This is a genomic window from Armatimonadota bacterium, assembly GCA_013314775.1.
Classification (GTDB): domain Bacteria; phylum Armatimonadota; class Zipacnadia; order Zipacnadales; family JABUFB01; genus JABUFB01.
On sequence record JABUFB010000009.1, the window covers coordinates 200,587 to 225,525 of the forward strand.

At 63.8% G+C, this 24,939-nt stretch carries 21 protein-coding genes and 5 tRNA genes; 13 read left to right on the top strand and 13 right to left on the bottom strand.

From position 1 onward, the window contains the following. Positions 1-48 precede the first annotated feature (48 nt). From HPY44_12165 to HPY44_12180, 4 genes are all read right to left on the bottom strand, one after another. Positions 49-879 (bottom strand): universal stress protein, encoded by an 831-nt coding sequence (locus HPY44_12165; GenBank protein NSW56762.1) that lies wholly within the window; start codon positions 877-879, stop codon positions 49-51. A 201-nt stretch (positions 880-1,080) separates the two neighbouring features. Next, positions 1,081-2,238, bottom strand: coding sequence for a glutamate 5-kinase (gene proB / locus HPY44_12170; GenBank protein ID NSW56763.1), 1,158 nt, complete (start codon positions 2,236-2,238; stop codon positions 1,081-1,083). Positions 2,239-2,357: 119 nt separating this feature from the next. Continuing rightward, positions 2,358-3,656 carry a glutamate-5-semialdehyde dehydrogenase gene (locus HPY44_12175; GenBank protein ID NSW56764.1) on the bottom strand — a complete coding sequence of 433 codons (1,299 nt, stop codon included), beginning with the start codon at positions 3,654-3,656 and terminating at the stop codon, positions 2,358-2,360. After that, positions 3,656-4,159: a hypothetical protein gene (locus tag HPY44_12180; protein ID NSW56765.1), complete on the bottom strand. Its 504-nt coding sequence runs from the start codon at positions 4,157-4,159 to the stop codon at positions 3,656-3,658. Before HPY44_12180 ends, HPY44_12175 begins: the two co-directional genes overlap by 1 nt. 103 nt (positions 4,160-4,262) lie before the next feature. Here HPY44_12180 and HPY44_12185 point away from each other — a divergent pair, with 103 nt between their 5' ends. From HPY44_12185 to HPY44_12195, 3 genes are all read left to right on the top strand, one after another. Further along, entirely contained in the window at positions 4,263-5,201 is a 939-nt protein-coding gene (locus HPY44_12185) for a diacylglycerol kinase family lipid kinase (protein ID NSW56766.1), read from the top strand. A gap of 2 nt (positions 5,202-5,203) precedes the next feature. After that, a complete protein-coding gene (locus tag HPY44_12190; GenBank protein ID NSW56767.1) occupies positions 5,204-6,598 on the top strand; it encodes a sulfatase in 1,395 nt (464 codons plus the stop codon). Between the two features lie 200 nt (positions 6,599-6,798). Beyond that, on the top strand, positions 6,799-9,492 hold the full coding sequence (locus HPY44_12195) for a hypothetical protein (GenBank protein ID NSW56768.1): 2,694 nt from the start codon (positions 6,799-6,801) through the stop codon (positions 9,490-9,492). 79 nt (positions 9,493-9,571) lie between these two features. On the opposite strand, the gene HPY44_12200 is transcribed toward HPY44_12195, so the two are convergent. After that, entirely contained in the window at positions 9,572-9,754 is a 183-nt protein-coding gene (locus HPY44_12200) for a hypothetical protein (protein ID NSW56769.1), read from the bottom strand. Positions 9,755-10,134: 380 nt separating this feature from the next. On the opposite strand from HPY44_12200, the gene HPY44_12205 reads away from it, so the two are divergent. The 8 genes from HPY44_12205 to murB all read left to right on the top strand — a co-directional run bounded on the left by HPY44_12205 (position 10,135) and on the right by murB (position 13,482). Further along, a tRNA-Lys gene (locus HPY44_12205) sits at positions 10,135-10,210 on the top strand. 20 nt (positions 10,211-10,230) lie between these two features. Continuing rightward, positions 10,231-10,305: transfer RNA gene (locus HPY44_12210), tRNA-Glu, on the top strand. 21 nt (positions 10,306-10,326) lie between these two features. Then, positions 10,327-10,403 (top strand) — tRNA-Val (locus tag HPY44_12215). A 28-nt stretch (positions 10,404-10,431) separates the two neighbouring features. After that, a tRNA-Phe gene (locus HPY44_12220) sits at positions 10,432-10,507 on the top strand. 45 nt (positions 10,508-10,552) lie between these two features. Then, positions 10,553-10,628 (top strand) — tRNA-Thr (locus HPY44_12225). A gap of 74 nt (positions 10,629-10,702) precedes the next feature. Continuing rightward, complete coding sequence (locus tag HPY44_12230) at positions 10,703-11,584, top strand: UTP--glucose-1-phosphate uridylyltransferase (GenBank protein ID NSW56770.1); 882 nt, start codon at positions 10,703-10,705, stop codon at positions 11,582-11,584. 137 nt (positions 11,585-11,721) lie between these two features. After that, positions 11,722-12,393 carry a PRC-barrel domain-containing protein gene (locus tag HPY44_12235; protein NSW56771.1) on the top strand — a complete coding sequence of 224 codons (672 nt, stop codon included), beginning with the start codon at positions 11,722-11,724 and terminating at the stop codon, positions 12,391-12,393. Between the two features lie 120 nt (positions 12,394-12,513). Continuing rightward, positions 12,514-13,482, top strand: a complete 969-nt coding sequence (gene murB, locus HPY44_12240; GenBank protein NSW56772.1) for a UDP-N-acetylmuramate dehydrogenase — start codon at positions 12,514-12,516, stop codon at positions 13,480-13,482. Positions 13,483-13,542: 60 nt separating this feature from the next. Here murB and HPY44_12245 read toward each other — a convergent pair whose 3' ends face one another. The 8 genes from HPY44_12245 to HPY44_12280 all read right to left on the bottom strand — a co-directional run bounded on the left by HPY44_12245 (position 13,543) and on the right by HPY44_12280 (position 22,502). Continuing rightward, complete coding sequence (locus HPY44_12245) at positions 13,543-14,484, bottom strand: carbon-nitrogen hydrolase family protein (GenBank protein NSW56773.1); 942 nt, start codon at positions 14,482-14,484, stop codon at positions 13,543-13,545. Between the two features lie 52 nt (positions 14,485-14,536). Next, complete coding sequence (locus tag HPY44_12250) at positions 14,537-15,391, bottom strand: NAD(P)-dependent oxidoreductase (GenBank protein ID NSW56774.1); 855 nt, start codon at positions 15,389-15,391, stop codon at positions 14,537-14,539. 142 nt (positions 15,392-15,533) lie between these two features. Next, positions 15,534-16,049 (bottom strand): hypothetical protein, encoded by a 516-nt coding sequence (locus HPY44_12255; GenBank protein ID NSW56775.1) that lies wholly within the window; start codon positions 16,047-16,049, stop codon positions 15,534-15,536. A gap of 239 nt (positions 16,050-16,288) precedes the next feature. Further along, positions 16,289-18,217: a PEGA domain-containing protein gene (locus HPY44_12260; protein NSW56776.1), complete on the bottom strand. Its 1,929-nt coding sequence runs from the start codon at positions 18,215-18,217 to the stop codon at positions 16,289-16,291. A 59-nt stretch (positions 18,218-18,276) separates the two neighbouring features. After that, positions 18,277-19,170, bottom strand: a complete 894-nt coding sequence (locus HPY44_12265) for a carboxypeptidase regulatory-like domain-containing protein (protein ID NSW56777.1) — start codon at positions 19,168-19,170, stop codon at positions 18,277-18,279. 41 nt (positions 19,171-19,211) lie between these two features. Continuing rightward, positions 19,212-19,736 (bottom strand): hypothetical protein, encoded by a 525-nt coding sequence (locus HPY44_12270; GenBank protein ID NSW56778.1) that lies wholly within the window; start codon positions 19,734-19,736, stop codon positions 19,212-19,214. A 183-nt stretch (positions 19,737-19,919) separates the two neighbouring features. Further along, positions 19,920-21,389 carry an aldehyde dehydrogenase family protein gene (locus HPY44_12275; protein ID NSW56779.1) on the bottom strand — a complete coding sequence of 490 codons (1,470 nt, stop codon included), beginning with the start codon at positions 21,387-21,389 and terminating at the stop codon, positions 19,920-19,922. A gap of 57 nt (positions 21,390-21,446) precedes the next feature. Next, positions 21,447-22,502 (bottom strand): SIS domain-containing protein, encoded by a 1,056-nt coding sequence (locus tag HPY44_12280; protein ID NSW56780.1) that lies wholly within the window; start codon positions 22,500-22,502, stop codon positions 21,447-21,449. Between the two features lie 228 nt (positions 22,503-22,730). Here HPY44_12280 and HPY44_12285 point away from each other — a divergent pair, with 228 nt between their 5' ends. Together HPY44_12285 and HPY44_12290 are read left to right on the top strand one after the other, a co-directional pair. Then, on the top strand, positions 22,731-23,429 hold the full coding sequence (locus HPY44_12285) for an MtnX-like HAD-IB family phosphatase (protein NSW56781.1): 699 nt from the start codon (positions 22,731-22,733) through the stop codon (positions 23,427-23,429). Positions 23,430-23,466: 37 nt separating this feature from the next. Further along, positions 23,467-24,939, top strand: a complete 1,473-nt coding sequence (locus HPY44_12290; protein NSW56782.1) for a glycosyltransferase family 39 protein — start codon at positions 23,467-23,469, stop codon at positions 24,937-24,939.

Consider the following 24,939-nt stretch of genomic DNA (forward strand, 5'->3'; position numbering starts at 1 on the left):
CCCGGAACCCGAGTAGCAGGAACTGGTGAAGAGGGATTTGGCGAAACCCTATGCCGAGCCGGCTCGTGCAAGGAGAACCGTGGCCGTCGCCTGGCTGGCGATGCGCTCGGCCTGATTGCCGAAGATAGCCTGAGCCAGACCATGCCGTGCCGGCGTCACAAGTATCGCCAGATCAGCGGCGTTGATCTCATCGAGAAGCCGCGCGTCGGGGTTTGCACACCGGATCGTTTCGAACTGCCCGATCTCATCGAGCCCGTAGTGGAGGCAGCATTGCTCCCAGATGGGCTCGCCCTCGTTGGGCGGCGCACCCGGTGGGGCAATGTGCACGAAGCGGATGGCGGCCCCGGTCTGCTCGGACAGGGCCCGGCAGACCAAGGCGCTGACGCGCATCCCCGGGTCGCTGGAGATCGGGGCAAGGATGCGCTCCGTCCGGTCCGCCCTGAACTTGCAGACCACGAGGTCGCAGGCCACGGAACGGGCGACCTGATGCATGATCCGGTCGAAAGCCTTCTCGTCCTTTGAGACTTGCGGGGTGTCATCGGAGTAGCCCACCATCAGCAACCCGGCGCCTTCGACCTGGACGGCGGACGTGAGACCGTCAGGCACCGAACGGGCCACTTCCACGAAGGGGTCCACGGCCACCCCGGTCCCCCGCGCGCATTCCACAGCACCACGCAGCAGTTCGTTGGCCTCCACGATTGAGGGCGAGTCGTCGGGCAGGTCGAGCACGTCGTGCCCGGGCACGGTCACGATGCGCGTCGCGGTGATGTCGCAGCCCGCAGTGAGTGCGACCCAGGTGGCAAGCTGCATGAGGCGCGGCATTGTTGCGGGGTTAGCAACACCCACGAGGAGAGACCCTTCGAAGTAGCCCTGCTCCATGTCCTTCACCCTCCAATCGCTGCTGCTTGCGGTGTGCGGCCGATGAGTCGGGCCGCCAGAAATGCATTGACGGCTCCGATCACGCACAGTTGCGCCGCCCGTGGTTCTCCCCGCATCCACAGTTGCGACGTCGAAGAAGGACGGACTGTGAGCTTCGGATGCGGAGCGCGAGGGGTGTGGTGCCGTCGGCTCGTCCAAGTCTCACCCCGCGCAGTTGCGCCGCCCGTCTCCCGTGAGAACCATGTTGTCCCGGTGAATCACTTCCGCGTGGCCGACGTGGCCCAGGACATCCACAATCTCGCGGGTGTGATGCCCCTGAATCAGCGCCACATCGGCTGATGAATAGTTCACGATCCCTCGCGCGATCTCCCTGCCGTCCGGGCCTTTCACCCGCACGAGGTCGCCCGCCTCGAAGCTGCCCTCCACTCCGGTAATGCCCACGGGGAGCAGGCTGCTCCCGTCGGGCCGGCTCAATGCGCGGCAGGCTCCCTGATCGATGAGCACCGAGCCGCTGGGCCGTGCGGCGGTGGCCAGCCAGAGTTTGCGGGAAGACAGGGATTCGCGGCTCAGGAACAGGGTGCCTTCCGGCTCGCCTTCCAGCACTGCGAGCACCACATTGCGCTTGCGCCCGTCGGCCATGACCACCGGGATTCCGCAATCTGCCGCGAGGCGCGCAGCCTCGCACTTCTTGAGCATCCCCCCACGGCTCTCCGGTCCGCCGGCGCCTTCGGCGAAACGCTCAACATCGTCGTCCGGGAGCACGCAGGCGATGAGTTTCGCGTCCCCGTGAGTCCGGGGGTTAGCCGTGTAGAGGCCCTCTTCATCGGAGAGGAAGAGCAGCAGATCCGCGCGCGCCTTGGCCGCGATCATCGCCGCCAGCAGATCGTTCTCGACGAAAGTGACGCCCTCCACGGACACCGAGTCGTTCTCGTTGATGACGGGCACCACGCCACGGCGCAGAAGGGTCTCCAGGGTATTGCTCAGGTGGACATATCGGTGCCGGTCGCGCATGTCATCCTGGGTCATGAGTATCTGCGCGGTGAGAAGACCGTGGGCCCCGAAAGCCTCCATGTAGTTGCGCATGAGCTCGGGCTGCCCCACCGCAGCGGCCGCCTGGCGCAGGCTGATGTCTTCACTGGTCTTCTTCACACCCAGGGCCCGGCGGCCAAGATGCACGGCCCCGGAAGTGACCAGCAAGACCTGCACATCACGCTCATGCAAGCGTGCCACCTGGCGAGCAAGGCGGTCCAGGAACTCCAGGTCGAGCCCCGGTCCGGTGCCGGTGACCACGCGGGTGCCAATCTTGATGACGATGCGCCGAGCATCTCTCACTTGCCGGCGGGTCTGGCTGCTGTCCATTGATCTCGTGCTCCGGCATTGGACGCAGGCGAGACGCCTGCGCCATGCGACAGTTTGCGATTCTCCCGGCAGGGACGCAGGCGGGACGCCTGCACCACAGGCGCCCTTGCTTGCTTCGGTTACCTCGTTTCCCTGACCCGTACGGTCTGCATGGCTTTGTCCGCGGAGTCTCGGCACTGGCCAGTTCCGCGGACCACATACTTGTAAATGGTCAGTTCGCGCACGCCGACGGGCCCTCGGGCGTGGATCTTGTCGGTGGAGATGCCGATTTCGGCGCCCAGCCCGAACTGCCCGCCGTCGGTGAACCGGGTCGAGGCATTGTGGTAAACCGCCGAAGAATCCACTTCGGCCAGGAAGCGGTCGGCATTAGCCTGGTTGTCGGTGATGATGCACTCGGTCAGGCCGCTGGTATGCTTTTCGATCTCCTCAATGGCCTCTTCCATGCTGTCCACGAGCTTGACGGAGAGGATCAGCTCCAGATACTCCGTGTCGAAATCTTCCTCGGTGGCAGGGAGGATGCCATCCATGAGCGCGCAGGTCCGAGGGCAGCCTCGCAGCTCAACACCGGCGGCTTTCAGGTCTTCCAGGATGGCCTTCGCGGCAGTCTCATTGGCGCTGTGGATGTAGAGATTCTCCACCGCGTTGCACACGCCCGGCCGCTGCACCTTGGAGTTGTGCACCACATTGACCGCGAGGTCGATATCGCAGGTCTCGTCCACGTAGATCTGGGTCATCCCCCGGTCATGTTTGAGCACGGGCACCGTCGCGTTCTCGGTGACCGCCTGGATCAGCCCGTGACCGCCCCGGGGGATGATGAGGCTCAGGTACTGGTCGCAGCGGCTCATCGCGCGCACCGCTTCGCGATCGGTGACCTTGACGATCTCCACACAGCTTTCGGGCAAGCCCACGGCAGCGCAAGCGTCGCGCAGGACTTCGGCCAGCGCCACGTTGGAGTTGATGGCTTCCGACCCGCCGCGCAGGAGCACAGTGTTGCCCGCCTTGATGCACAGGCATGTGGAGTCCACGGTCACATTCGGCCGCGACTCATAGATGATCCCGACTACCCCCATGGGCACAGCGACTTTCTGGATAAGCATGCCGTTGGGCCGCTCCCACTGGTCGAGGATCTCGCCCACGGGGTCCTCGAGACCCGCGATCTCCTCGCACGCCATGGCCATGTCTTCGATGCGCTCATCGGTGAGCTTCAGGCGGTCCAGCATGGCCGAAGACAGGCCGCGCTTCTCACCGTTCTCCATGTCAATGGCGTTGGCCCGGATGATCGCGGCATGCTTGGCCCGCAGGAGTTCAGCCATCTTGTACAGTGCCTGATTCTTCAGTTCGGGCGACGCCGTGCGCAGGACACGACCGGCTTCCTTCGCGCGCCGGGCACTGTCGTAAATGGTGTCATGGATGCTCATCAGGTGCGTCTCCCCTCTTCGGTTCTCAATGCGAACAGCGCTCTGCGGACGAAAGGCACGCAGGCGAGAGCGACTCCGGCTCCCCAGGCGGCGAGTGTCTCCGTCCTGCTCACACCCCACAGGGACAGAACGAAGACGGTGAACGTGCCGCCGATAATGCTGAATATGGCCACTTCGTAGCCCCGGCGCACCCCCACATCCAAACGACTTCCGAGCCAGGCGGCCAAAAGGCAGCAGGCCAGTCCCCCGAGCATGGGGAATAGCACGAGTCGAGGGTCCTCGAATCGTATCGCCTGATCAGTCAGAGCAACGGCCGCGCCGATCTGCCCGCCCGCAATGAGCCCGCAGACGCCGTAGCCGAAGGGCGTCAGGTGGCCGGCCCGGCCTTCTACGGGCTCGTCGAACGGGTGGCCGCAATGCGGGCAGGTCAAACCGCGCCGCGAGTGGGGGACGGGCACGCCGCAAGACGGGCAGAGATCGTCATTCAGCCTGTTGCCCGACATGGTACATGAGGCCTTTCTGACGCGCAAGGGCTGGTGGGATTGTTCGCCCAGTTGCCCGCGCAATCCTGCACACGAGCCGGGGAGCCCCGGCAGGGACGATGTCATGCGAGTGGCGCTCATCGCCAATCCCCGGTCGGGGCGCAGGCGGGGTCTGAAAGCCGCGGAAATCGCTCTGCGCATCTTGCGGCAGGGAGGCTGGGCGCCGGAGCTGCGCCTCAGCGAAGCTCCCGGAGATGCCGCAAGACAGGCCCATCTTGCTGCGGAGGCGGGCTGCGAGGCGGTCTTCGTCTGCGGCGGCGACGGCTCCCTGTCCGAGGCAGCAAACGGCCTCGCAGGCACGAATATCCCTCTGGGCGTCATCCCTGCGGGTACCGGGAACGACTTTGCGCGCACAGCCGGCATCAGTATTGACCCCAGGCGGGCCGCACGGCAGGTGCTGGCGGGCACGCCGCGGCCAATTGATCTGCTGGACGTGAACCACGGCGCCCTATGGTCCATCAATGTGATGGGCATTGGCCTGGACGCCCGGGTCGCGGCGCGCACCAACCGGCGAGTGCGCTGGGTCAGTGGCATGCCCGCGTATCTCATGGCGCTGGCGGCGGAACTTGTGGACTACCGGCTTACCCCGGTGCGCATCCGAGTGGACGGTCAGGAGTGGGAGGGCGAAGTGCTCCTGCTCGCCGTGGCCAACGCCATCAGCTACGGGGCCGGAATCCCGATTTCGCCGCGCTCCCGTATCGATGACGGGCGGCTGGAAGTGGTTGCGGTAGGGCATGTTCCCAGAATAACGGTGGTTCCGAACCTGCTGCGCGTCATGGGCGGGAAACACCTGTCCCACCCCTCCGTCAAGCACTGGAGCGGGATTGAGGTGAGCGTCGAGACGCCCGAACCCACGCCGCTGCTGTCCGACGGCGACCTGAAAGGCGAGACGCCCTTCAGCGCCCGGGTTGCTCACGGCGTCCTGCGGTTCTGGTTGCCGGAAGGCTTCCAGGCATCATGCACCCAAGCGCCGGACAGGCAATCATCCGAGGAGGAGCTGTAATCATGAACGTCATCGTGATCGTCTGCGATAGCCTGCGCAGGGACCACCTGGGCTGCTATGGAAATGACTGGATCCGCACTCCGAACATCGACCGATTCGCCACGGAATCTCTCGTCTTCGACCAGGCCTTCAGCGAAGGGCTGCCCACATTGCCGGCCCGGACCGCCATGTGGACCGGTCGCTACACCCTCCCTTTCCGAGGCTGGCGAACCTTCGACCATGACGACATTCTTCTCGCCGAATGGCTCTGGGACAAGGGTTTCACCACGAGCCTCATCACCGACGTGTACCACATGCACAAGCCGGGGATGAATTGTGGGCGGGGATTCGACAGCGTGGAGTTCATCCGCGGGCAGGAGTATGATCCCTGGATTGTTGACCCGTCCATTGACATCTCCGCGGGCATGGAGCGGCATTTCAAGCCGTCGGAACTCACCGAGCGCACGGCGTGGTTCCGCGAACAGTTCATGCAATACCTGCGGAACATCTCGGTGCGGAAGGGGGAGGAGGACTACTTCATCCCACGGGTTTTCAATGCCGCCATCCGGTGGCTGGAACGCATGCAGGGCCGAGACAACCTGCTCCTGTGGATCGACAGCTTCGACCCCCACGAGCCGTGGGACCCGCCCGAGGAGTACTACGCTCGCTATGCCGATCCGGCCTACGAGGGGCAGCGCATCATCGATCCGGTGCCCTCGCCGGTGGACGGGTACCTGACGCCGGCGGAACTCGCGGATATCAAGGCGCTCTATGCGGGCGAGGTGGACTTCCTGGACAAGTGGGTCGGCATCTTCCTGGATGCGGCCCAGGCGCTTGGGTACTTCGACAACTCTCTCATTCTTTTCACGACCGACCACGGCGAACCTTTCGGCGAGCACGGAATCATCCGGAAGGGTCGCCCATGGAACTACGAGGAACTGGTGCACATCCCCTTCATCCTGCGCATGCCTGACGGAACCGGTTCCGGCACGCGCAGCCAAGCGCTGGTGCAGTCGTGCGACATCGCGCCGACGATTTACGATTTCCTGGGCGTCCCACACCCGCCCGGCGAGACTGCGCCGTCGATCCTCCCGCTGGTGCAGGGCGAGACTGATTGTGTGCGCCGGTATGTGGTCACGGGACACCACGGGCAGTCCTGGACCATCCGCGACCGGGACTGGAGCTTTCACCTGGACATCGCGGACACGGGCAAGCAGGCCATGCAGTGCAGCCCCGATGCGGTGCCGAGGCAGATCGTGGCGCCTTTCGGGTCAGAGTTGTACAACGTTCATCGCGACCCGGGGGAACAGAACGACCTCCTGCCGGACGACACCGATGTAGCCGACGAACTGGAGCTTGAACTGCGTCGGTTCATGGCCGGGCTGAAGTGGGAGCAGAGAACCCACAAGTTGTTCTGATCGGCCACTGAGTGGGGGCGCAAAGTTGCCGGCCAGAGCGTAGACGGGCTGAGGAGAACCTCCTATTGTTCGACCGCAATTGGCGCAGGTTCTCAATCATGCTACAATCATGCCAGAGGCTGCTCGCAGGCAGCCTTTTCCCTCTCACGGCCACCGACAAGACCCGGTTGGCAGCCAGCCCGACCTGACGGAGGACTCAGATGTCCGGATCGCCCCAGCGTAGAGCCGCGCAGACCCAAGGATCACCTGCCGATGTCCGTGAGCCCGCCTACGATGGGGTGGCAGTGGTACTGGCTCGCATCGTGCCCTTCCGGCTGCATGGCACCGCCCGCCCCGTGGAACAACTCCGGCAGGCCATTCGAAACGCATTTGGAGTCAAGGACCGGGACATCCTGCGCTACGCCTGCATGGGCCGGCAGGATATGCTCTACCTGGTTCGTACCCGGCGCCTTGAGCATGTTGGACGCATCTGGCGCCCCCGCGGGGTGCGCAAGCTGGATATCCAGTATGGCTACATGCCCGCCGAACGCGCCCGGGAGTTGTTTGAGAACGCCCCCAGTCATCCGCCTTTGGTCCTGATGATGTATGGCAAGCTGGATGACCGGTACCTCGCGGGCCTGACAGACCCTCGACAGTTGTGGGACCTGCCCCTGATGCGGTTCAGCGAGAACTGGTTCGCCATCCGCACCCTGGGTTGGAATGACGTCCTGCTGGTGCGCTTCAGCGACCGTTTATCGGACCTGCAGTCGCTGGCGCGAGAGACCTGGGAGACTGTGCCGCCCGACTCGAATGACCCTCACGCCCGGCTCTTTGTGCGCACCTATAGCGTGGTGGGGTTCAGGCACGGCAGGGGAGCCGGCACTGCGGCACTGCGCAAGGTGGCGGCGGATGACATGATCCGGGCACCCCGCATCGAGACCCGCATTCGGCCCGGCTGGACCGACGCCATCTGCGAGAGCGTGTACAGGATACTACCTGCCACAGGCGCGCTCCCGGAGTTCCTCAACGAACTGGGTCATGAGGACGGGACCATCTGTTTCAAGAGCGACTCCGACCCTGGCATTCCGAAAGTGAACGCCAGGCAGTTCCTGCAGACATACTACAACGAATTCCTGCCCGCCGTGTCGGGGTACGTCCACTCAACGCAGTTGTGCATCGGCGAGTTCGAGCGCGAGATCGGCACCTGCGCCTGGGACCCTGAACGGCCGACTCGCGGCCACACGGATTTCCGGTATCTCAGCCTGGATGCTGTATCGGACCGTCTTGTGGAGGGGCTCTCCAGCAGCATCACCGCCTCCAGCGTAGACTCACTGCACGCCTTTTATGAAGCCTGCGACTGGAGCATGGAGAACGAGGCCCTGCGCACTACTTTCGGCGACTTGTACTGGCACCTTCGCTGGCTTCTGGCAGAGCGCTGGGCGGTGCAGGGCGACCAACCAGGACGCACGCCCGCGGAAGCCGCGAGTGCGCTGGGCGACTTCGCCGAGAGTCTTGGGCCGGAGCTCAGGCTCCTGGGAGACAGCTTCTCGCAGCGCCTGAACGGGGCCTACTACGGGATAATGGGCTACCAGGCCGAGCACATGTTCTCCCACACCATGAGCCTGCACAAGATCGTGGTGGGCTTATGGGCCCTGCACACAGTGGCGCTCAAGCGCCTGAGCTCCTATGCACGCGATTCCCGGGAGTTCACCCCGCGCGGCTGCTGGATCGTCAGTCACGGCGAACGCCCCATGGTCGGCGGCGAACCCAGCGGCCCCACTCAGCCGCCCCAGTCCGCCGCATGCAAGGTGGCCCAGATCCCGTCTCAGGGCGTGGTTGCCCTCGAGACCATCGCCACCGAAACCGCCCATGAGATCGGCCACATGCTGATTCACGAGTACATCGGCATGGACCTGATTTCCACGGCGGCCGTGGGGCCGGACGTTGTGTTCTCGCGCGGGAACTTCCTGGCGTTTTACCAGGCCGCCTTCGAGGAGTTCGGGCGTTTGAACCAGGAGGCGCAGCGGCTGACGGTCACCGAGATCGCCCGGCGATGCATCGCCAGTGGGGACAAAGAAGGTGCAGAGGACGCCCTGCAGGAGGCCTACGACGGGGCGGTGGAGAGCTTCCGGGACGAGTATCGGCAGGCGCTGGACTGGCACCATGCCGCGGCGCTGGTGTCCGAGGTAGCAGCGGATACAGTGGCGATCTCCCAGTTCGTGGGAGAGCGATTCGACCTCTATGCTTCCCGCATCCTGCATCACGTGCCCTTCCTGAACGCAGCCATGGCCGTACCCGCCCTGCAGCGCGCATACCTGCAATTCTGCCTGTTCGGAATGCCCGACGAACTCGGCCTACTGCTGCCCTATGACCGCCTCGTAGACCCCATTGAGGGCGTCACCACCGCGAGGAGCTGGGCGCGCAGTATGCATGAATCTCAACCGCGCCACTACCTGTCCGATCAGGGACGCTGGGACCAGTTCGCCCAGCGCCTCGACGAGATCGCCGCATCCGAGACCGGCCTCCGAACGCCCGATCCTGAATTGTTGAAGGCCGCGCAGCAACGGTTCATTGACCTGGGGCCCGCAGCAATCGTGATCGCGGCGCTCCTGGAAGAAACCATGCTCCAGGCGTGGGCTGTGGCACGCTCGGTGGATGCTGAAAACTCAGGGGATGATGGCCTGTATACCCAGGCGCGAGACGCCTTCCGCGGTCTCGTGCGGGCTGCGGGAATGCCGGAAGAGGAGCGCTTCGATACGCGCGTCGACAACTACGAACGTCTGTGGCACGTGGCCGCGAAACTGCTGACGAGTATCTATGAACCGGACAGAGCGGGGACGGTGGAGTTCGAGGAGACGCAGGGCTCGCCTTGGAGCCCGGTATTTGAGAGGGTCGCCCGGGCGAGACGAATTTGACGTCGATCCCGCGAGACAGGCTATGCAAAACAAAACGCCCCCGCGCATGCCGGGGGTGTTTTCTTACGCGGCGCGCCTGTCAAGTACTGCGGCGTCGCTCAGTGATGACGGGCCGCGCGGGGACCGCAAAGGACGTGAACCCCGCCATGGGCGCAATGAACTGCGCCTTCTCGGGATTGCGGTTCGCGCCCGAGTTGCCCTGTTCCAGGATCTTCCTGACGCCTTCTTCGGCTCGGCGAAGCAGTTCTGCGCGACTGGGCACGAACATTCCTCCTCAGCCGGTCCACTTATCATGTGGGATATTACACCAATCGGCTTTCCGGAGTCAACCGCGCCGGCTTTGATGGTGTAGCCGCTGGTTGTCGACAGGGACGGAAAAGGCTACCCTCTGTGGTGTCAAACACAATAACCGGCTCATGGCATAACGCCGTGGGCCAAGGAGGGTAGCCGGATGAGTATTCCTCAGACCGATCACGAAGACCTTCGGCAAGATTTGCAGCGGCGAGTGTGGGACCGAGTCGTTCGGGACGCTTGACAAACCCTTCTGCGTGTTGTATGTTGACCGTCCACAACGCGGGCACATTGGCGGCGCGTGTGCCGCTTGTGTTCCGCGGCTTTCTTTTCGACCGCGGCACTCCGGCCGAGCCGTTAGCTCAGTTGGTAGAGCATCGGACTTTTAATCCGAGGGTCGCTGGTTCGATCCCAGCACGGCTCACCAGACACGCTCTTTGAACAACTGGCCCCTTCGTCTAACGGCTAGGACACCGCTCTTTCAAGGCGGCGGCAGGGGTTCGATTCCCCTAGGGGCTACCAAAATATGTTGGCGATGGGCCGGGGCGGGTAGCTCAGTTGGTTAGAGCGCATGCCTTACACGCATGATGTCGCAGGTTCGAGTCCTGCTCCGCCCACCACATTCCAGTCACTCGCGGCGGTTTCGGTGGCGAGATAGCTCAGCTGGTAGAGCAACGGACTGAAAATCCGTGTGTCCCCAGTTCGACTCTGGGTCTCGCCACCAAGATAACTGAAAACGAGCGGCTCTGCCTGAAGGGGCCGCAAGCGAGCCAGCGTAGCTCAATTGGCAGAGCAGCGGAATCGTAATCCGCAGGTTATCAGTTCGAGTCTGATCGCTGGCTCCACTTATTGCCGGCGACCTTCGCATTGGCATTGCGGACCGGGGGCGCGATGGACCATACACCGGGAGGGCAAGGACTTGAGCGTCTTGAGGGCAGTGATACCAGCTGCCGGGCTTGGGACGCGGCTTTATCCGGCGACCAAGTCCCAGCCCAAAGAGATGCTCCCCTTGGGCACCAAACCCACCATTCATCTCGTTGCTGAAGAGCTGGTTGGGGCCGGACTGCGGGACCTTCTCATCGTCATCGGCCGCCACAAACGAGCCATCGCGGACCACTTCGACCAGGCCGATGGTATCCCACCCCACGACAACTGCGACCGCTGCAGCGAACTGTTCGACAACCCGCTCATCCACTTCTTTTACACTCGCCAATCCGTGCCGAAAGGGCTTGGCGATGCAGTCATGCAGGCCCGGTCTTTCGTCGGGCACCAGCATTTCGTGGTTGCGCTCGGAGACTGCGTCATCGTGGGGCCCGAGCGTTCGTCGCTCATGAACCGTCTGCTGCAGACACACGAACAGCACAGTGCGGCCGCGACCGTCGCCACCCAGCGTGTCTCGCCTGAGGCCACCTCGCGGTATGGTATCGTGGACCCCGAGAGCTCGGATGACAGCATGGCGCTGAAGCTGCGGGATATCGTGGAGAAGCCTGGGCCGGACAAAGCTCCGAGCAATCTTGCTGTCTGCGCGCGGTATGTATTCTCGCCGGTCGTTTTCGATTACATCGAGCAGACGGCCCCCGGATATGGGGGCGAAGTTCAGTTGACCGACGCTATCCGGGCTATGATCCGCGACGGCCTTCCGGTCTATGCTGTGCCTCTCGTGGCCGGCGAGGACAGACTGGACGTGGGCAACTTCGAGTCCTATGCGAAAGCATTCATCCGCCTGATGCTGTCCCACGAAGAGCTCGGACCGGGGCTGAGGAAGTACACATCTGAACTGATCGACCGCATCGACGGCTAGGCGTTCCCGGCCCGGTCGGGCCCGTCTCACGGTTCCTCGCGGCGGAAGAAGGAACCCGACCATCCACGGCGAAATGGTTCTCGTAACGAGCCGTGACGGGTCACAGAGGGGGCGAGCCTGTGGGAAGGAATGAGCCGATGCGGGACATCGCTTCCATCGTGGGACTGAAGGTGATTGCCGCCCGGGAAGGCCGTGACCTCGGCCCGGTCACCCAGGTGATAGTGGACCTCGCCTCGGGCCAGTTCGAGGGAGTCATCGTCGGCAAGGGGCCCCTCGAGAAGGGCATTGAGGCCAAGGACATCACGGTCATTGGCGTCGATGCGGTGATGGTTGAGACGCACAAGGTGGCCAAGCACCTGTCCGAGTTGCCGCGTTTGCTGGAGAAGCGCCGCGACCCGCGCGAGGGCAGCCGGGAAGTGCTCACCGACGCCGGCACGCGCGTGGGTACGCTGGGCACGATCTACATCGACCCGGAGGAGCGGCGCGTCACCAGGTATGAAGTCTCCGGTGGCGCCTGGCGCGACATCACAGAAGGTGTATTGAGCCTGCCTCCGGTTGAGGGCACCGTGGACGGCAAAGATTCCGTGATCATCCCCGCCTCGGTCCTCGAGCATCATGTTGGCGTGGAGGGCGGGCTCAAGGCACAACTCGCCCGGCTGGCCGAAGTAGCGCGGAACCAGGCCCGGCATGCCGGAGAGCGCATCGAGGAAACGGTCAGCGGCGGAGATAGGCGTCCACCCGAGGCCGTTCAGGAGCCGGATACGCAGCCGCAGATGCCGGAAGAGACGGACCCGCGGGGCGAAGATTGACCTCCGGCCGCAAAGGGTTTCACTCGTCTCGGCCCTTGCCGAAGCTGGCAGGGACAAAACGCGAAGGATCGGCACGCCGTGGTCAGCGGGGTTGTTGCAGACACCGGAGCCGGCGTAGCCATGTACACGATGTGCAATAACCTTCTTGCTGACCTGCAAAGAGTGCCGGACCTCCAGGTCGAGACGGGTGTGCCCATGTCTCTGCACACCTCTTTCGGTATCGGCGGCCCGGCTGATATCCTCGTCACTCCCATCACTGCCGAAGCGCTGGCCCAGACCCTCAAAATCTGCCACGATGCCGGCGAGAAGCCGCTAATTCTGGGCAAAGGCACCAACATGCTGGTGCTCGATGGTGGCATCCGGGGTGTAGTTGTCAAGCTCGCGGGTGGCATGCAGTCGGTCACTGTTGAGGACGACACGGTGACGGCGGAAAGTGGTGCGCGTCTGGCCTGCATCTGCAGGACCTGTGCCGACAACGGCCTGACGGGCCTGGAATGGGCGGCGGGAATACCAGGCACTCTTGGCGGCGCGCTGAATATGAACGCGGGTGCCAACGGCGGAGAGATCGGCCAACTCACCGAGTGGGTAACCGTCGCCACATACTGCGGCGAACTCAAGACGCTTACTCGGGACGAGCTTTCCTTCGGCTACCGCACCAGCATCTTCCAGACCATGGACGCCGTGATCGCCCGGGCCTGCCTGAAGCTCGAGCATTCCTGCGCCGCGGACGTGCGCAAGAAGATGCACGACGTGGTACAGCTTCGGTGCCAGAAGCAGCCCGTCGCCATGCCCAGCGCCGGCTGCATTTTCAAGCGCCCCCTCAATGACTACGCGGGCCGCCTTCTCGAAGAGGCCGGCGCCAAAGGCATGCAGGTTGGCGGTGCGGTAGTCTCACCGAAGCATGCTAACTTCATCGTCAATGCCGGCGGCGCAACGGCCCAGGATGTGCTGGAACTCATCGAACTGGTGCAGGGCCGGGTGCGCGAATTGTTCGGAGTGGAGCTGCACACGGAGGTCTGCGTGGTTGGCGAGCCGCTCCCCCGTCCGAAAAGCGGCTGCGTCACAACCCTCACCCACGCCACGAAATAGCGCAGGCGGCGCATTGAAGCGCGCCGCCCGCGTCTGCTGCAATTCTTCGTCGCGGACCAGCTACACCTTGCCCTCCCGCAGCATCTTTTCTCGCACGCCCCTGGCCCGCTTCAAGTAGGCATTCCACGGTTCCAGCTCGAACTCCGCGATGATGTCGTCCACGGTGACATCATCCATCGTGCTGGCCAGGGTGAAGTGCGCCTCGGGGTAATCCACTTCGATCTCCACTCCCGGTCCATACTTCTTCAGAATGTCCGGGAGCTTGTTCTGGTTGCCGTCGAGGTGGAAGAGGCAGCGGTCCATGTTGATGACTGCGGAGGCGATGGGCGGCAGGAACCCGGACCGCACCGGGTTGATCTCCATACCTGTCTCCACAAGCACCCGGCCGGACATGTCCACGATGTAGCTGCGTGCGGGCACGCTGGAAACCATGTACATGCCGAAGTCCCGCGCCCAGTGCTCCAGGCGCACGCCGCCGATAAACATGGATGAGAAGATGCACAGTCGCGTGCCATGGTTCGCCAGGGTCTGCCCCACCTCGAAAAACTTGAGGTCGAAGCAGATTGCCGCGCCGGTCTTGCCGAAGTCCAGGTCGAAGGCCGGGGCATCCTCTCCGGGCACGATCCCCTTCTCCATTTCACCAATGGTGGGCTGGTACTTGTGGTACTTGCCGACAATCTGCCCGTCGCGCCCGATGAAGGCCGACGTATTGCGCATCACATCGCCCTGCTGCTCGGGGATGGAGCAGACCACATACATGCCATGCTTGCGGGCGATGTCTGCGCACAGGTTTGAGGTCGGCCCCGGAATCGGCTGGGCCTGCTGATCCCAATCGCACCCGCCGTGAACGTTGCAGAACTCCGTGAGCGCCACGAGATCGGGCTTCGCGCGGGCTGCTTCCTCAAGCAGTTCCGACAGCTTCTCGTGCACGTCGTCCAGGTTTTTCAGCCCCGCAGATCCCGCGGACCAGGCGATGGTGGACACTCGAATGTTGCGTGCCATTGGCTGCTCTCCGTTTCGTGGCGACGCGGACGTGGGAGCTTCCGCGTCGGGATCAGGCGGTCAATCCAGCCTGTTCGCGGCAGTCATATTCCGGCTCGAAGCCGATGACTTCCCGGGCGCGATCGATCGAGATCAGCGCACAGTGCGGGTCATCCCACATCGGGTTATCCTTACGTGCGGCGTGCGGCAGGTAGCGTTCCAGAAGTTCCAGCGTGGGCAGGGCTTGGAAAGTGCGCGGGGCGCTGATGTTCAGCGTCGCATGGGTAATTCCCGGCGTGTTGATGGACTTCTCCACAGCCTGCGCGACGTCGCGGGCGTCTACGTAACCCCAGAGCTGGCCCACGAACTGCCCAGGATCCCGCGACAGCCCGGCCAGATTCTGGTACAGGGCTTCGTTCCAGACCCAGCAATAGCGAAGGCAGACAGTCTCGAGGGCATGGGAGCGGGTATAGCGGCGGCAGATTTCCTCCCCGAGCAGCTTGCTCAGCCCATAGCAGTCCAGGGGTTCGGTTGGATGACGTTCATCCACCGGCAGGTAGGATGGCAGGATCTCACCGCGACCAAAGACGAAACCGTAGGCGGAATCGCTGCTCGCGAACACCAGGCGCTTCGGCGAACCAAGCGCGGCGGCCTCAACCACGCGCTGGGTGCCCATCACATTGGTCATCATCACGGCGTCGGACGGGTCATATGCCGGATGAGGAATGGCCGCGAGATGCACGACGGCGTCGACGCCTATCATGGCCTCCGCGAGGTGGGCCGAGTTGAGGATGTCGCCGCGAATGAAGCGCCCGTGCCCGTGCTCGGGCAGTCGCGCGTCGAAGCTTACGACCTCATGCGACCGGGCGAGCCGCTCGCAGACGACCGATCCAACGTAGCCGGCGCCACCCGTGACCAGGACCCTCATTCAGAGCACCATCCTTCAGCGCTGACACTGAGACGAGGCCGCGGTTCGACGTTGAGAAGGTCGAGACCTTCCCGGTGCGCCGGAAACGAAAACGCCGCCTGGAATGGCGGCGGGGAAAACACGCGAGGCTCTCACTCGTGGGCTACGCGCTGCTCTGAGCCTTGAGCTTGATCGCATGCTGGATAGCGCATTTGAGTTCGTTGGTGGTCACGCGGCCACCCAGGAACTCCTCCTGCAGGAGCTTGTTGAGCTGGCCGAAGACCTCGCGGCTTGACTTGCCCTGTCCCATCCAGTCGTCAACCTGGCTGTCAAGCTGAGCCTGGCGCTTCGCGGGAATCTGTTCGACGTGGGTGTGGATGAACTCCAGTATCTCCCGGGGGTCCTTGGTCTCTTTGTAGTCCCCGAGTCCGTCATCCAGATAGGCGAAAGTACCATCGTGGTGGTTGTAGGTGACGTTCAACTGGGTTGTTGAACCACCCGGGGTCTCATAGATGACCGCGATATTCGTGATCTCTTCGTTCTCTTTCTTCCAATGGGAATACTCATGGCGAAGATTCCCGTACCCAACCCGACGCTCCGGCGGTGTCTGGTACGTGGCAATGATGCGGTCAAGCTCCCTTCGGAGCCAATCGAAGCCCTGAGCGGTGCTATCCGTCAACGTCCGATCCTCCGCAAAATACAATAGACTGCGGCACTCCAACTTTACCACAAGGGGGCGTCAGTGGCAAGTCCCGGACGCCCCGGACCAGTCTGAATGAACGCTCGCAGGCCGTCCCGGTGACTTCCGGATTCCCAGAAACGGGGCAGAAATGTGTTGATTCTGCCCAAGTCTCGCGGCGCGACTTCTCGGCGAACGACAGTCCGCGCATGCGGGCCTTGTTGTCTGCGGGCGTCGCGTCACGGGTTGATGCGGATCAGTCCCACCTCAACCTTGGTGGTTTGCCCATGGATGACGGGGGCCTTCCCGCTCCAGGTCTGGTAACCTTCGAGTTCCAGCGTCACCTGCCGCTTGCCCACCGGCACTCCAGTGAGTGTGCGCGGCGTGACGCCCTGGTCCCGTCCGTCCAGGATGATCCTGGCGCCGGCGGGAACGCTGACGCAGATGAGCTGTCCTTCGGCACGAGTCAGAGCTTCCTGAACCACCGCGGTCTGCTGATCCTCGACCTGGACGGCTCGCTTCACCGGCAGGAAGCCGTCCAGTTCGATGCTGACCGTGTGCTGCCCGATGGGCAGACCTGTGACCGCCACGGGGCTCTTCCCGCGTTCCTCGCCATCCAGTGTGACCTTGGCCCCCGGCGGTGTGGTCTCGACGCGCACATTCCCGGCCAACGGCCGCAGGCGGAAACTGAAGACCTGCAACTCGTCTGTGGACTCCACGGTCAGCGGCTCAGTGAGCACCGCATGACCCGGGAGCGTCAGGCGCAGTTCGCGGAGCCCCGTGGCCACAGACGGAAGGTCCAGCGGCGTCGAGCCCACCTGCACCCCATCCAGAGCAACCCGGGCGCCCTCGGGCACCGAGACGATGCGCACGGAGCGCAGGTCTTTCTCCAGGGCGACTTCGACTTCCGTTGAACGCTGGCGACGGATTGTCACGGAGCGGGTGACCGGCTTGTGTCCTGGCAGGTTCAGCGTCAGTTGGTGGTCGCCCGAAGCAACATCCTTCACAGATAGCGGCGTCTCACCTATCTCGCGCCCATCCAGCCTCACCTTCGCGCCCACCGGATCCGTCCTGACAACCAGTTCGCCGAAGGGTGGGATTTCCTTGAGCGCCACTGCCATCGCCAGCGCTTCATCCTGCGCGGCAGTGATTTCGTAGGCCCCCGCAATGTGATCCCGAAGGGAGATTTCTGCCACCGTGCTCTCTCCAGCCGCGAGCGCGACAGCCACCGGTGTGATCCCCGCCACGCGCCCGTTCACGGTCACCAGAGCCTGCCCGGGCTGGGAGTTGACAACCAGCGCAGGGAGCGGGAGTCCAGGCCGCTTCATACCGGGCATCGGCGCAAGGCCCACCAGTTGGCCCACCGCGATACGGCCGTCGGGGTCGATGGAGGTGGCCTCGATGGCGTGACCGTCGGCTTCGGCAGCGGTGCGCACTCGGCCTGTCAGGCGCCCGGTGCGCAGGTCCTGACGGGCTAAGGCCGCACCAAGTCCCGAAGGATCTTCGCCGGGCACGCGAAACTGCACCGGGTCGTAGACGCCGTACTCCGAGGCGGTGGCAAGGACCCGGCCTCCCACGGGGAAGAGCTGAATGACGACCCCCTCGGGGGAGTCGATGATGGACAAGACGCGCCCCATCGCGGGCAAGAGTGAGATGGCGTGGGCCGCTAGTTCAGCCGGTGCGTCCACAGCCGGGCCGAGCGGCACCGCGACCCCGGGGTGGAGCTGCCCTGCCAGCGTGAGCGTCTCGGCCACGACAACCTGTCCCAGCGGGACAGGCACCGCTACAGCATCGTCGGTTACCCCTGACAGGTCTGCAATAACGCGCCCGAAAACGATGGCATCTACGCCGAAGCGGTCGCCAATTCTGCGGGCGGCTTCGGGACGCGACGCCAGGATGTCCACGCGGGCATCAGCGACCGCCCGCAATATCTCCTGGCCGCTGACAACCTCCACCTGGGGGTGAGCGCTGATCGCCCTGCGCACGGCGTCGCTGAGTTGCGTGGCCCGGGCCGGATCGCCACCGATTGCCTGGAAATCAGCCACGGCGACCCGGAGTTTCGGGCTATCCAGGCCGGGACGTGGGGCTTCCTGAGCAAAGACAGGGGCACCGGCAATGCCGAGGCAGAAGGCGATTGCGGCCAACAATGTCAACGTGTCACTGCGCAAGCGGATTCACCACCGTATCGGTTTGAGCGGGCAGCCTGGGCCGGCCCCGCGGAACTCGCTCAGTATTGCCCCGGCACGCCGGGCACGTCAAGCATCCCGCCGTCGGTGTCATCGGCCCCTGACGGGGGCGCGTCGAGGAACGGGCTGCCCTGGTCCGCGCTGTACGCGGGTAGGCTTACATCCCCGGTGCCCAGCCCTTGCCCGCTGAGCACCGACCCGGCTTTCACTGTGCTCCGTACCCAGTCGCCGGTGCCCCGGACCGGTTCCGTGTCCTGGACGAACAGCGAATAGCTGCCGGGGGGTGGACCGTTGAACACGTAGTTGCCCGTTGCGTTGGCTCGGGTCTCATACAGCCGGCGTTTCCCGTCGGGGCTTGCGAGCACCACTGGTACGTCAGGCACAGGCTCGTCCTTCTGCCCGGTCATCATCCCCAGGGTGACCAGGTTCACAGGCCGGGTGATGGTTCCGGAAACCACGCCGGTCTTGAGGAATGCACCTGCCAGGATGGCCAGAAGCAGCCCAAAGTAGGCCAGCGCCGGCGCAAGCGGCCGCTGCTCGAACTGCCGGGCGATGAGCGCGCCGACGATCGCAAGAACCAGGCTTCCCGATGCCAGTGCGGCGGGGTAAGTGCCCCCGTCGGGCAGAAGCCCCCGATGGGCGTAGATCAGCGACCCAACGCCACCGACCCCAAGAGCAATCGCGCCCGATGCCCACACGCTCGAGGGATCTGTGCGCGTCGCCGCTGTGAACCCCATGACCACCGCGAGCAGCCCGTGCACAGTCAGAATCAGGGCGACGTAGCGCGATGCCAGATACTCCGGCAAGATGTGGGGCCCGGCAAGTCCGCGAAGCACCCCGGCCAGAAGCACAACCGTCAGCAGGCCCAGTGCAGCCGAAGGCAGAATGCTCGCGCCTTCGCCTTTCGATTCGGGCGCTCTCGGGGCTTTGTCCATGCGCATGATCGCTCCAGGGCAGCAGTGCCGCCCGGCCTGTATCAGGGCGCGTGCAGGTAGTCGGAGTAGAGCGTGCGCCAGAAAACGACGGCGGTCACGATGAAGATCGCGAAGGGCGCCACTGTCTCGGCCATCCAACTCATGAGCGGTGTGCCCAGGAGGTTATGGATGGCAAGGAAGTACGCGTAGGCGGCTGAACCGATAGACACGGTGAAGGCCATCCAGATGACCAGCAGAAGCGGAGAGGGTGCGACCCACTGTCCGCCGGCTTTACGGATGGCGCCCACGGAGTGAACGTCGTGAAGGAACTCGTGGAATGTGCGGCCCGGCTCAGCGGGATAGAACTGTCGCCTGCGATAGACATAGAACGCAAATAGCCCGAACGTGATGAGCATCGCGCCCATCTTGAGCGCGATCATCCACGGCCAGCCTTCGAGACCCATTCCTCTCAACGCAAGGTACCCTGGGCCGATCTCGTCCCGCAGGTCGGGTGTCCTCCACCAGGTGCTGAACAGGTCGAGGGCGTGTGCGAAGACGATCAGGAATGCCCCGACGCGTAGCTCCAACGATAAGGTGTACGGACGTTCGCTTGCAGGCGGGACCTGAAGCCCCTGCGTTTCATGCTCGCTGCTGATTTAGATCACCGTCGCATGCAGAGTCCAGCGGCCCTGGACGCGCCGGCAGAGGGTACCGCCGCGCCCGGCCGACTCAAGCTCCCGATCTGCGGCTCAGAGAGCCGCTCCCGGTCCTTAGGCGTAGGCCCAGGTGTTGGGCCTGTCGCTGGTGTCGATGAGAACGGTCTTCAGGCGGGTGAACTCCTTGAGTCCCTCGATTCCCGCTTCGAAGCCGAGGCCGCTGGTCTTGTAGCCGCCGTAAGGCATCCAGGCGCCGAATAGATTGGTGCAGTTGATCCACACGATCCCCGCTTCCATCCGCGCCGCGATCTTGTGGGCCCGGGACAGATTCGTGGTGAACAGGGCTGCCGCGAGACCGTACTCGGTGGCGTTGGCGATCTCAACTGCCTCGTCATCGTCCTTGAAGGTCAGGACCGACAGGACCGGGCCGAAAATCTCTTCCTGCGCGATCCTCATGTCGCAGCAGACATCATCGAAGATCGTGGGCATGACGTAGAACCCGCGTGAAAGCGCCGGATCCTTGGGTCTTTCGCCGCCGGTGAGCAGCCGGGCGTTCTCCGCCTTGCCCAGCTCAATGTAGTGCAGGACCGTCTCATACTGCTGCTTCGAGGAGATCGGGCCGACTTTGGTAGCTGGGTCGAAGGGATCGCCTACCTTGATGCCCTCGGCAATCTTGACCAGGCGCCCGACGAACTCGTCCTTGATGCTCTCGTGGACCAGGAGCCTGCTGGCGGACGTGCAGATCTGGCCGCAGTTCAGGAAGATGGTGCGCGCCGCGGCCGCAACAGCCATGTCCATATCCGCATCTGGGAAGACCACATTCGCAGTCTTGCCGCCCAGTTCGAGGGTGACCTTGGCGATGTTGTTCGCGGAGGCCTCGATGATCTTGCGACCGACTTCGGTGCTCCCGGTGAAGGTGACCTTGCCCACCTTCGGGCTTCCTGCCAGGCGAGAACCCATCGCGCCGCCCTCACCGGTGATCACCTGCACAACGCCCGGCGGGAAGCCGACCTCCTGGGCCAGTCGCCCCACCTCGAGAGCAGTGGACGGCGACGAGGAGGCGGGCTTGAAGATGATGCAGTTGCCCGCCGCAAGAGCCGGCGCGCCTTTGATGGAAAGGATCAGGATCGGGAAGTTCCAGGGAGTGATGGAAGCCACAACCCCAAAGGGTTCGCGCACCGTGTAGCCGAAAGTCTCGTGGGGCGTGACCAGGACTTCGCCCTCTATCTTGTCCGCGAGGCCCGCGAAATAACGGAAAGTGTCGGCGGTTGCCGGGATCTCACCCATACTCTGGGTCAGGGGCTTTCCCATATCCAGCGATTCCATGCGGGCCAGTTCCGGCGTCATCTCTTCGATGGCATCCGCCAGCTTGAAGATCAGCCGCGCACGCTCCGAAGGGTGAACCTTGCTCCAGGTCTCATAGTAGGCCTCATAGGCCTTGTCTACGGCGAGGTCCACGTCTTCGGGCCCGGCTTTGGGTACCTGGGAGATGACTTCTCCATTGTGCGGGTTGATATTGTCCGACCACTCACCCGACTTCGCCTCCACCCACTCGCCACCGATGAGCATCTTCTTGCGTTCCATCTGCGCCGTCTCCTCCAGACGTGTGATCAAACCCGGATTTATGATCCAGCAGGCTTGCTAGAGTGTGAGGGTGACTTTCGTTACCCCTCGCGGGGCATCGGGGTCGATGCCCTTGTGCAGCGACAGGTGCAGGGACAGCAACTGGCCTACCAGCACTTCGACCATCGGCGCCAGTTCCTCGGGCATGTCCGGAATATGGATGCCGATGGTGGCGTCGTCGAGAAGCTGAGGGTTGTTGGAGACCACGAAGGTCTCCGCCTCCCGGTCATGCAAGGTCGTGAGCAGTTCCGCCATGGACTGCAGTGCCTTGCCGTTGGGGGCGAAAACGAAGCACGGGAAACCGGGAGCGATCCCGGCAACCGGCCCGTGCAGAAAGTCGGCGCCGCTGTAGGGACTTGGGACCACCTGCGCGCACTGAGCCAGTTTTAGCGCGGTCTCCAGGGCGGAGGCGAGACTGAGCCCTCGCCCCATCACCGAGCAGTTGTTCATGTAGCGGTACCGCTCGGCATGCTGCCGAACCAGGCCCTCATGCGCCAGCACGGCCTGCATCCACTTGTGGACATCGTAGATCTGCCGAGCGCGGTTGAGATCGCCTGCCCAGAGTGTCGCCAACTGGTGTAGAACCGCAAGCGCGGTTGTGTACGTCTTTGTGGCAGGAACACTGGTCTCCTCCCGGGCGTAGGTCACCAGGAGATGGTCGGCGACATCGCGGATGGGCGAGTTCATGGTATTGGTAAGGCCGCAGGTCAGAGCTCCGCGCTTGCGCGCCATGTCCAGGAACTCCAGGACGCTCACAGACTCGCCTGATTGGGAGATCCCCAGGACGAAGGTGTTCTTGAACTCGAAGGGCACATCGTACACCGTCAGCAGTGACGGGGGCATCATCGTCGTGATCTTGTGAGTGATGATGCTGAAGGCATAGCGGCCGTACATAGCCGCGTTATCCGACGTCCCTCGGGCCACCAGCAGGACGTTGCCGATGTCGCTCTTGCGCAGTTGGTCGGCCAGGGCGCGGACCCTGTCCGTGCCCGCCGCCAGGGTGGCGGTAATGGCATCGGGCTGCTGGATGATCTCGGTGCGCATGCGCTCGCCTGCGCCGCTTTTCGCTCGCATCGTGGTGGCTCCTGTTGGGTGCATGGGGCCCTGCCGACACTCCAGCAGGCCATGGTTGCGCCCCTGTTATCATGGACCATGCCCAGACCAAAGGCAAGACTATGGCGTACAATTCCCCACAGCAGGCGAATTTACCTTCCAGCGGGGCCGGGACCCTGAACGATGGACTCAAGGTGTGGCCCTGATGCCCGCTTTTCGTGTATCCTCCAGGGCACGGAGGATCCGCCAATGATACGCGACGTCCACAGCCCCCTTTCCGATAACGACCTGGTCTTCTGCGACTTTGACGGCACAATCAGCGTGACCGACACCGGCATCGCCATCATCGACGCCCTCAACCTGGACGAAGCCTGGGAAGTGGAGCATGAATGGCGTGCCGGGCGCATTGATTCCATGGAGTGCCTCCGCCGGCAGTTCGCCATGGTGCACCTGTCACCGCAGGACCTGTACGCGCTGCTGGATACCTTCCCGTTGCACGATGACTTTCAGGACTTCTATTGTTTCGTACGCAGCCGCGGAGCCCATCTCGTGGTGGTGAGCGACGGCCTGGATTTCTACGTGGACTACCTGCTCGGCCGCATCGGTTTCACCACCTGTGAAGGGGAACGAGTGCTGGAGCGACAATATGACTGTATTCCGCGATTCGCCAATCACGCCACCGTAGACGAGAGCGGCGTTCGCATCGAGTTTCCGCACATGAGCCCGATCTGCTCGCAGTGCGGCAACTGCAAGCTCACCCACCTGTTCCGCCTGCGCCGCGAGTTTGCCCGGGTCATCTACCTCGGCGACGGTTTTTCGGACATGTGCCCGGCGCGCTATGCCGACGTGCTTTTCGCGAAAGACCATCTCGCCGAAGCCGCGCAGCGAGACGGCTTGCGTTACCACCCGTTCGAGAGTTTCGCGGACGTGATCAAGGTGCTCTCCTGAGTATCCGGCGCGCCGCGGATTGAGGCAATGGACCGCAATGGCCACCGACAGACCCACAACGAGTCGCTTTGCCGGCCGCGCCCCGTGGGTGATCCTGGGCGTGGCTTTCCTCGTGCGCCTGATCGTCGTCGTCGCGGCCCTGCGCGACCCGAGCATTCCCCCTTCCACCGACAACTACGTGGGCATGGCCGAACTGTGGCTGGAGGAAGGGTACTACAGCAAGGTTGAATGGCCGCCGGTCTACCCCTTCCTTGCGAAGCTGCTCCTGCTCAGCGTGGGCAAGGGCCCGATCTTCCACATCCTGCTGGCGCTGCATCTGCTCTGCGGCACGGCGTCGGTCTGGTTCGTCTGGCGGATTGCCAGTCTGCTGGGCCTGGAGCCCCGCGCCTGCGTCCTCGGCGCCGCAATAGCCGCCCTGGAGCCCAGCGCGGTCATCCACACCGGGCTTGTGCTCACCGAAACCCTGTACGTCTTCGTTCTCACCGGCTCGCTGTTCGCGCTCCTGCGGTCATTCGATGCCGAACGCGCCGCCAGCATCCGCCGGGGTCTTCTCGGCGGAGTCGGCATGGCCCTGGGCAGTCTCCTGCGCTTCGTCGGGCTGCCGGTTGCAGTGGCCATGGGTGTCTGGACCGCGCTCACGGGCCCTGTCTCCCACCGAAGGCGACGTCTGATCAGTTGCGCCCTCCTCCTGGTTCCTGTGGCGCTTGCGAACATCGCCTGGGCGACGCGAAACTACGTGGACCTGGGGCATTTCGAAATCCACTCCTCCGGCGGGCACAATCTCGCAGTCATGTGGGTAGGCCCGGCGCGGGTCATGCACGAGCGCCTGCCCGTGGACTCCCGCAACTGCCTCTACGTCTGGACGCCCGAGGAGCTCGGTGAACACTGGGACACGCCCGACAAGTTCGCCCAGAGCCGGGCCATGGCGCGGGCTGCTGTGAAATGGGCTCTGGCGCACCCGCTGGAGATCGTCGCCGGCCTGGTGCGCTCCGCGGCGTTGCTCTGGTTCGGGCCGGGGAGAGCACCGTGGGAGAAGATCACCGGGCTGGACCCGCTCCCTTTGTGGCTCAACGGCATGCTCTACCTGTTTCATTTCGTCTTCGCGATCCTCACGGCAATCGGCCTGTGGTGCTGGTGGAATGGGCGGCGTGAGGCCCGGGCAGGCCTGGCGCTGGTCTTCCTGATGATCGCCGTGCACCAGCTTTCTCTGGGTTGCAGCGGCTATAACCGCTACCTGGTGCCCATTGTGCCCTTCGCCTCGATGCTCGCGGCGGTGGCCCTGATCGACGTCTCGCGGTATCTGCGGAACTCCCTCGCACACATGAAACAATCGGGCTGGCTGGAACCCGAAGTGCGTCCCCGCAAGGAACGGGTCTCGCGCGCGGACGCGCAGACGGAAGACGCAGACTTTGGGCTGCGAAACTTACTGACGGACCTGGGGAAACCCGAGGATACCGAGGAGCCGGACGAAGAGGGGGCCACTGCGGATGATGCGACGCGCAAGGAGTGA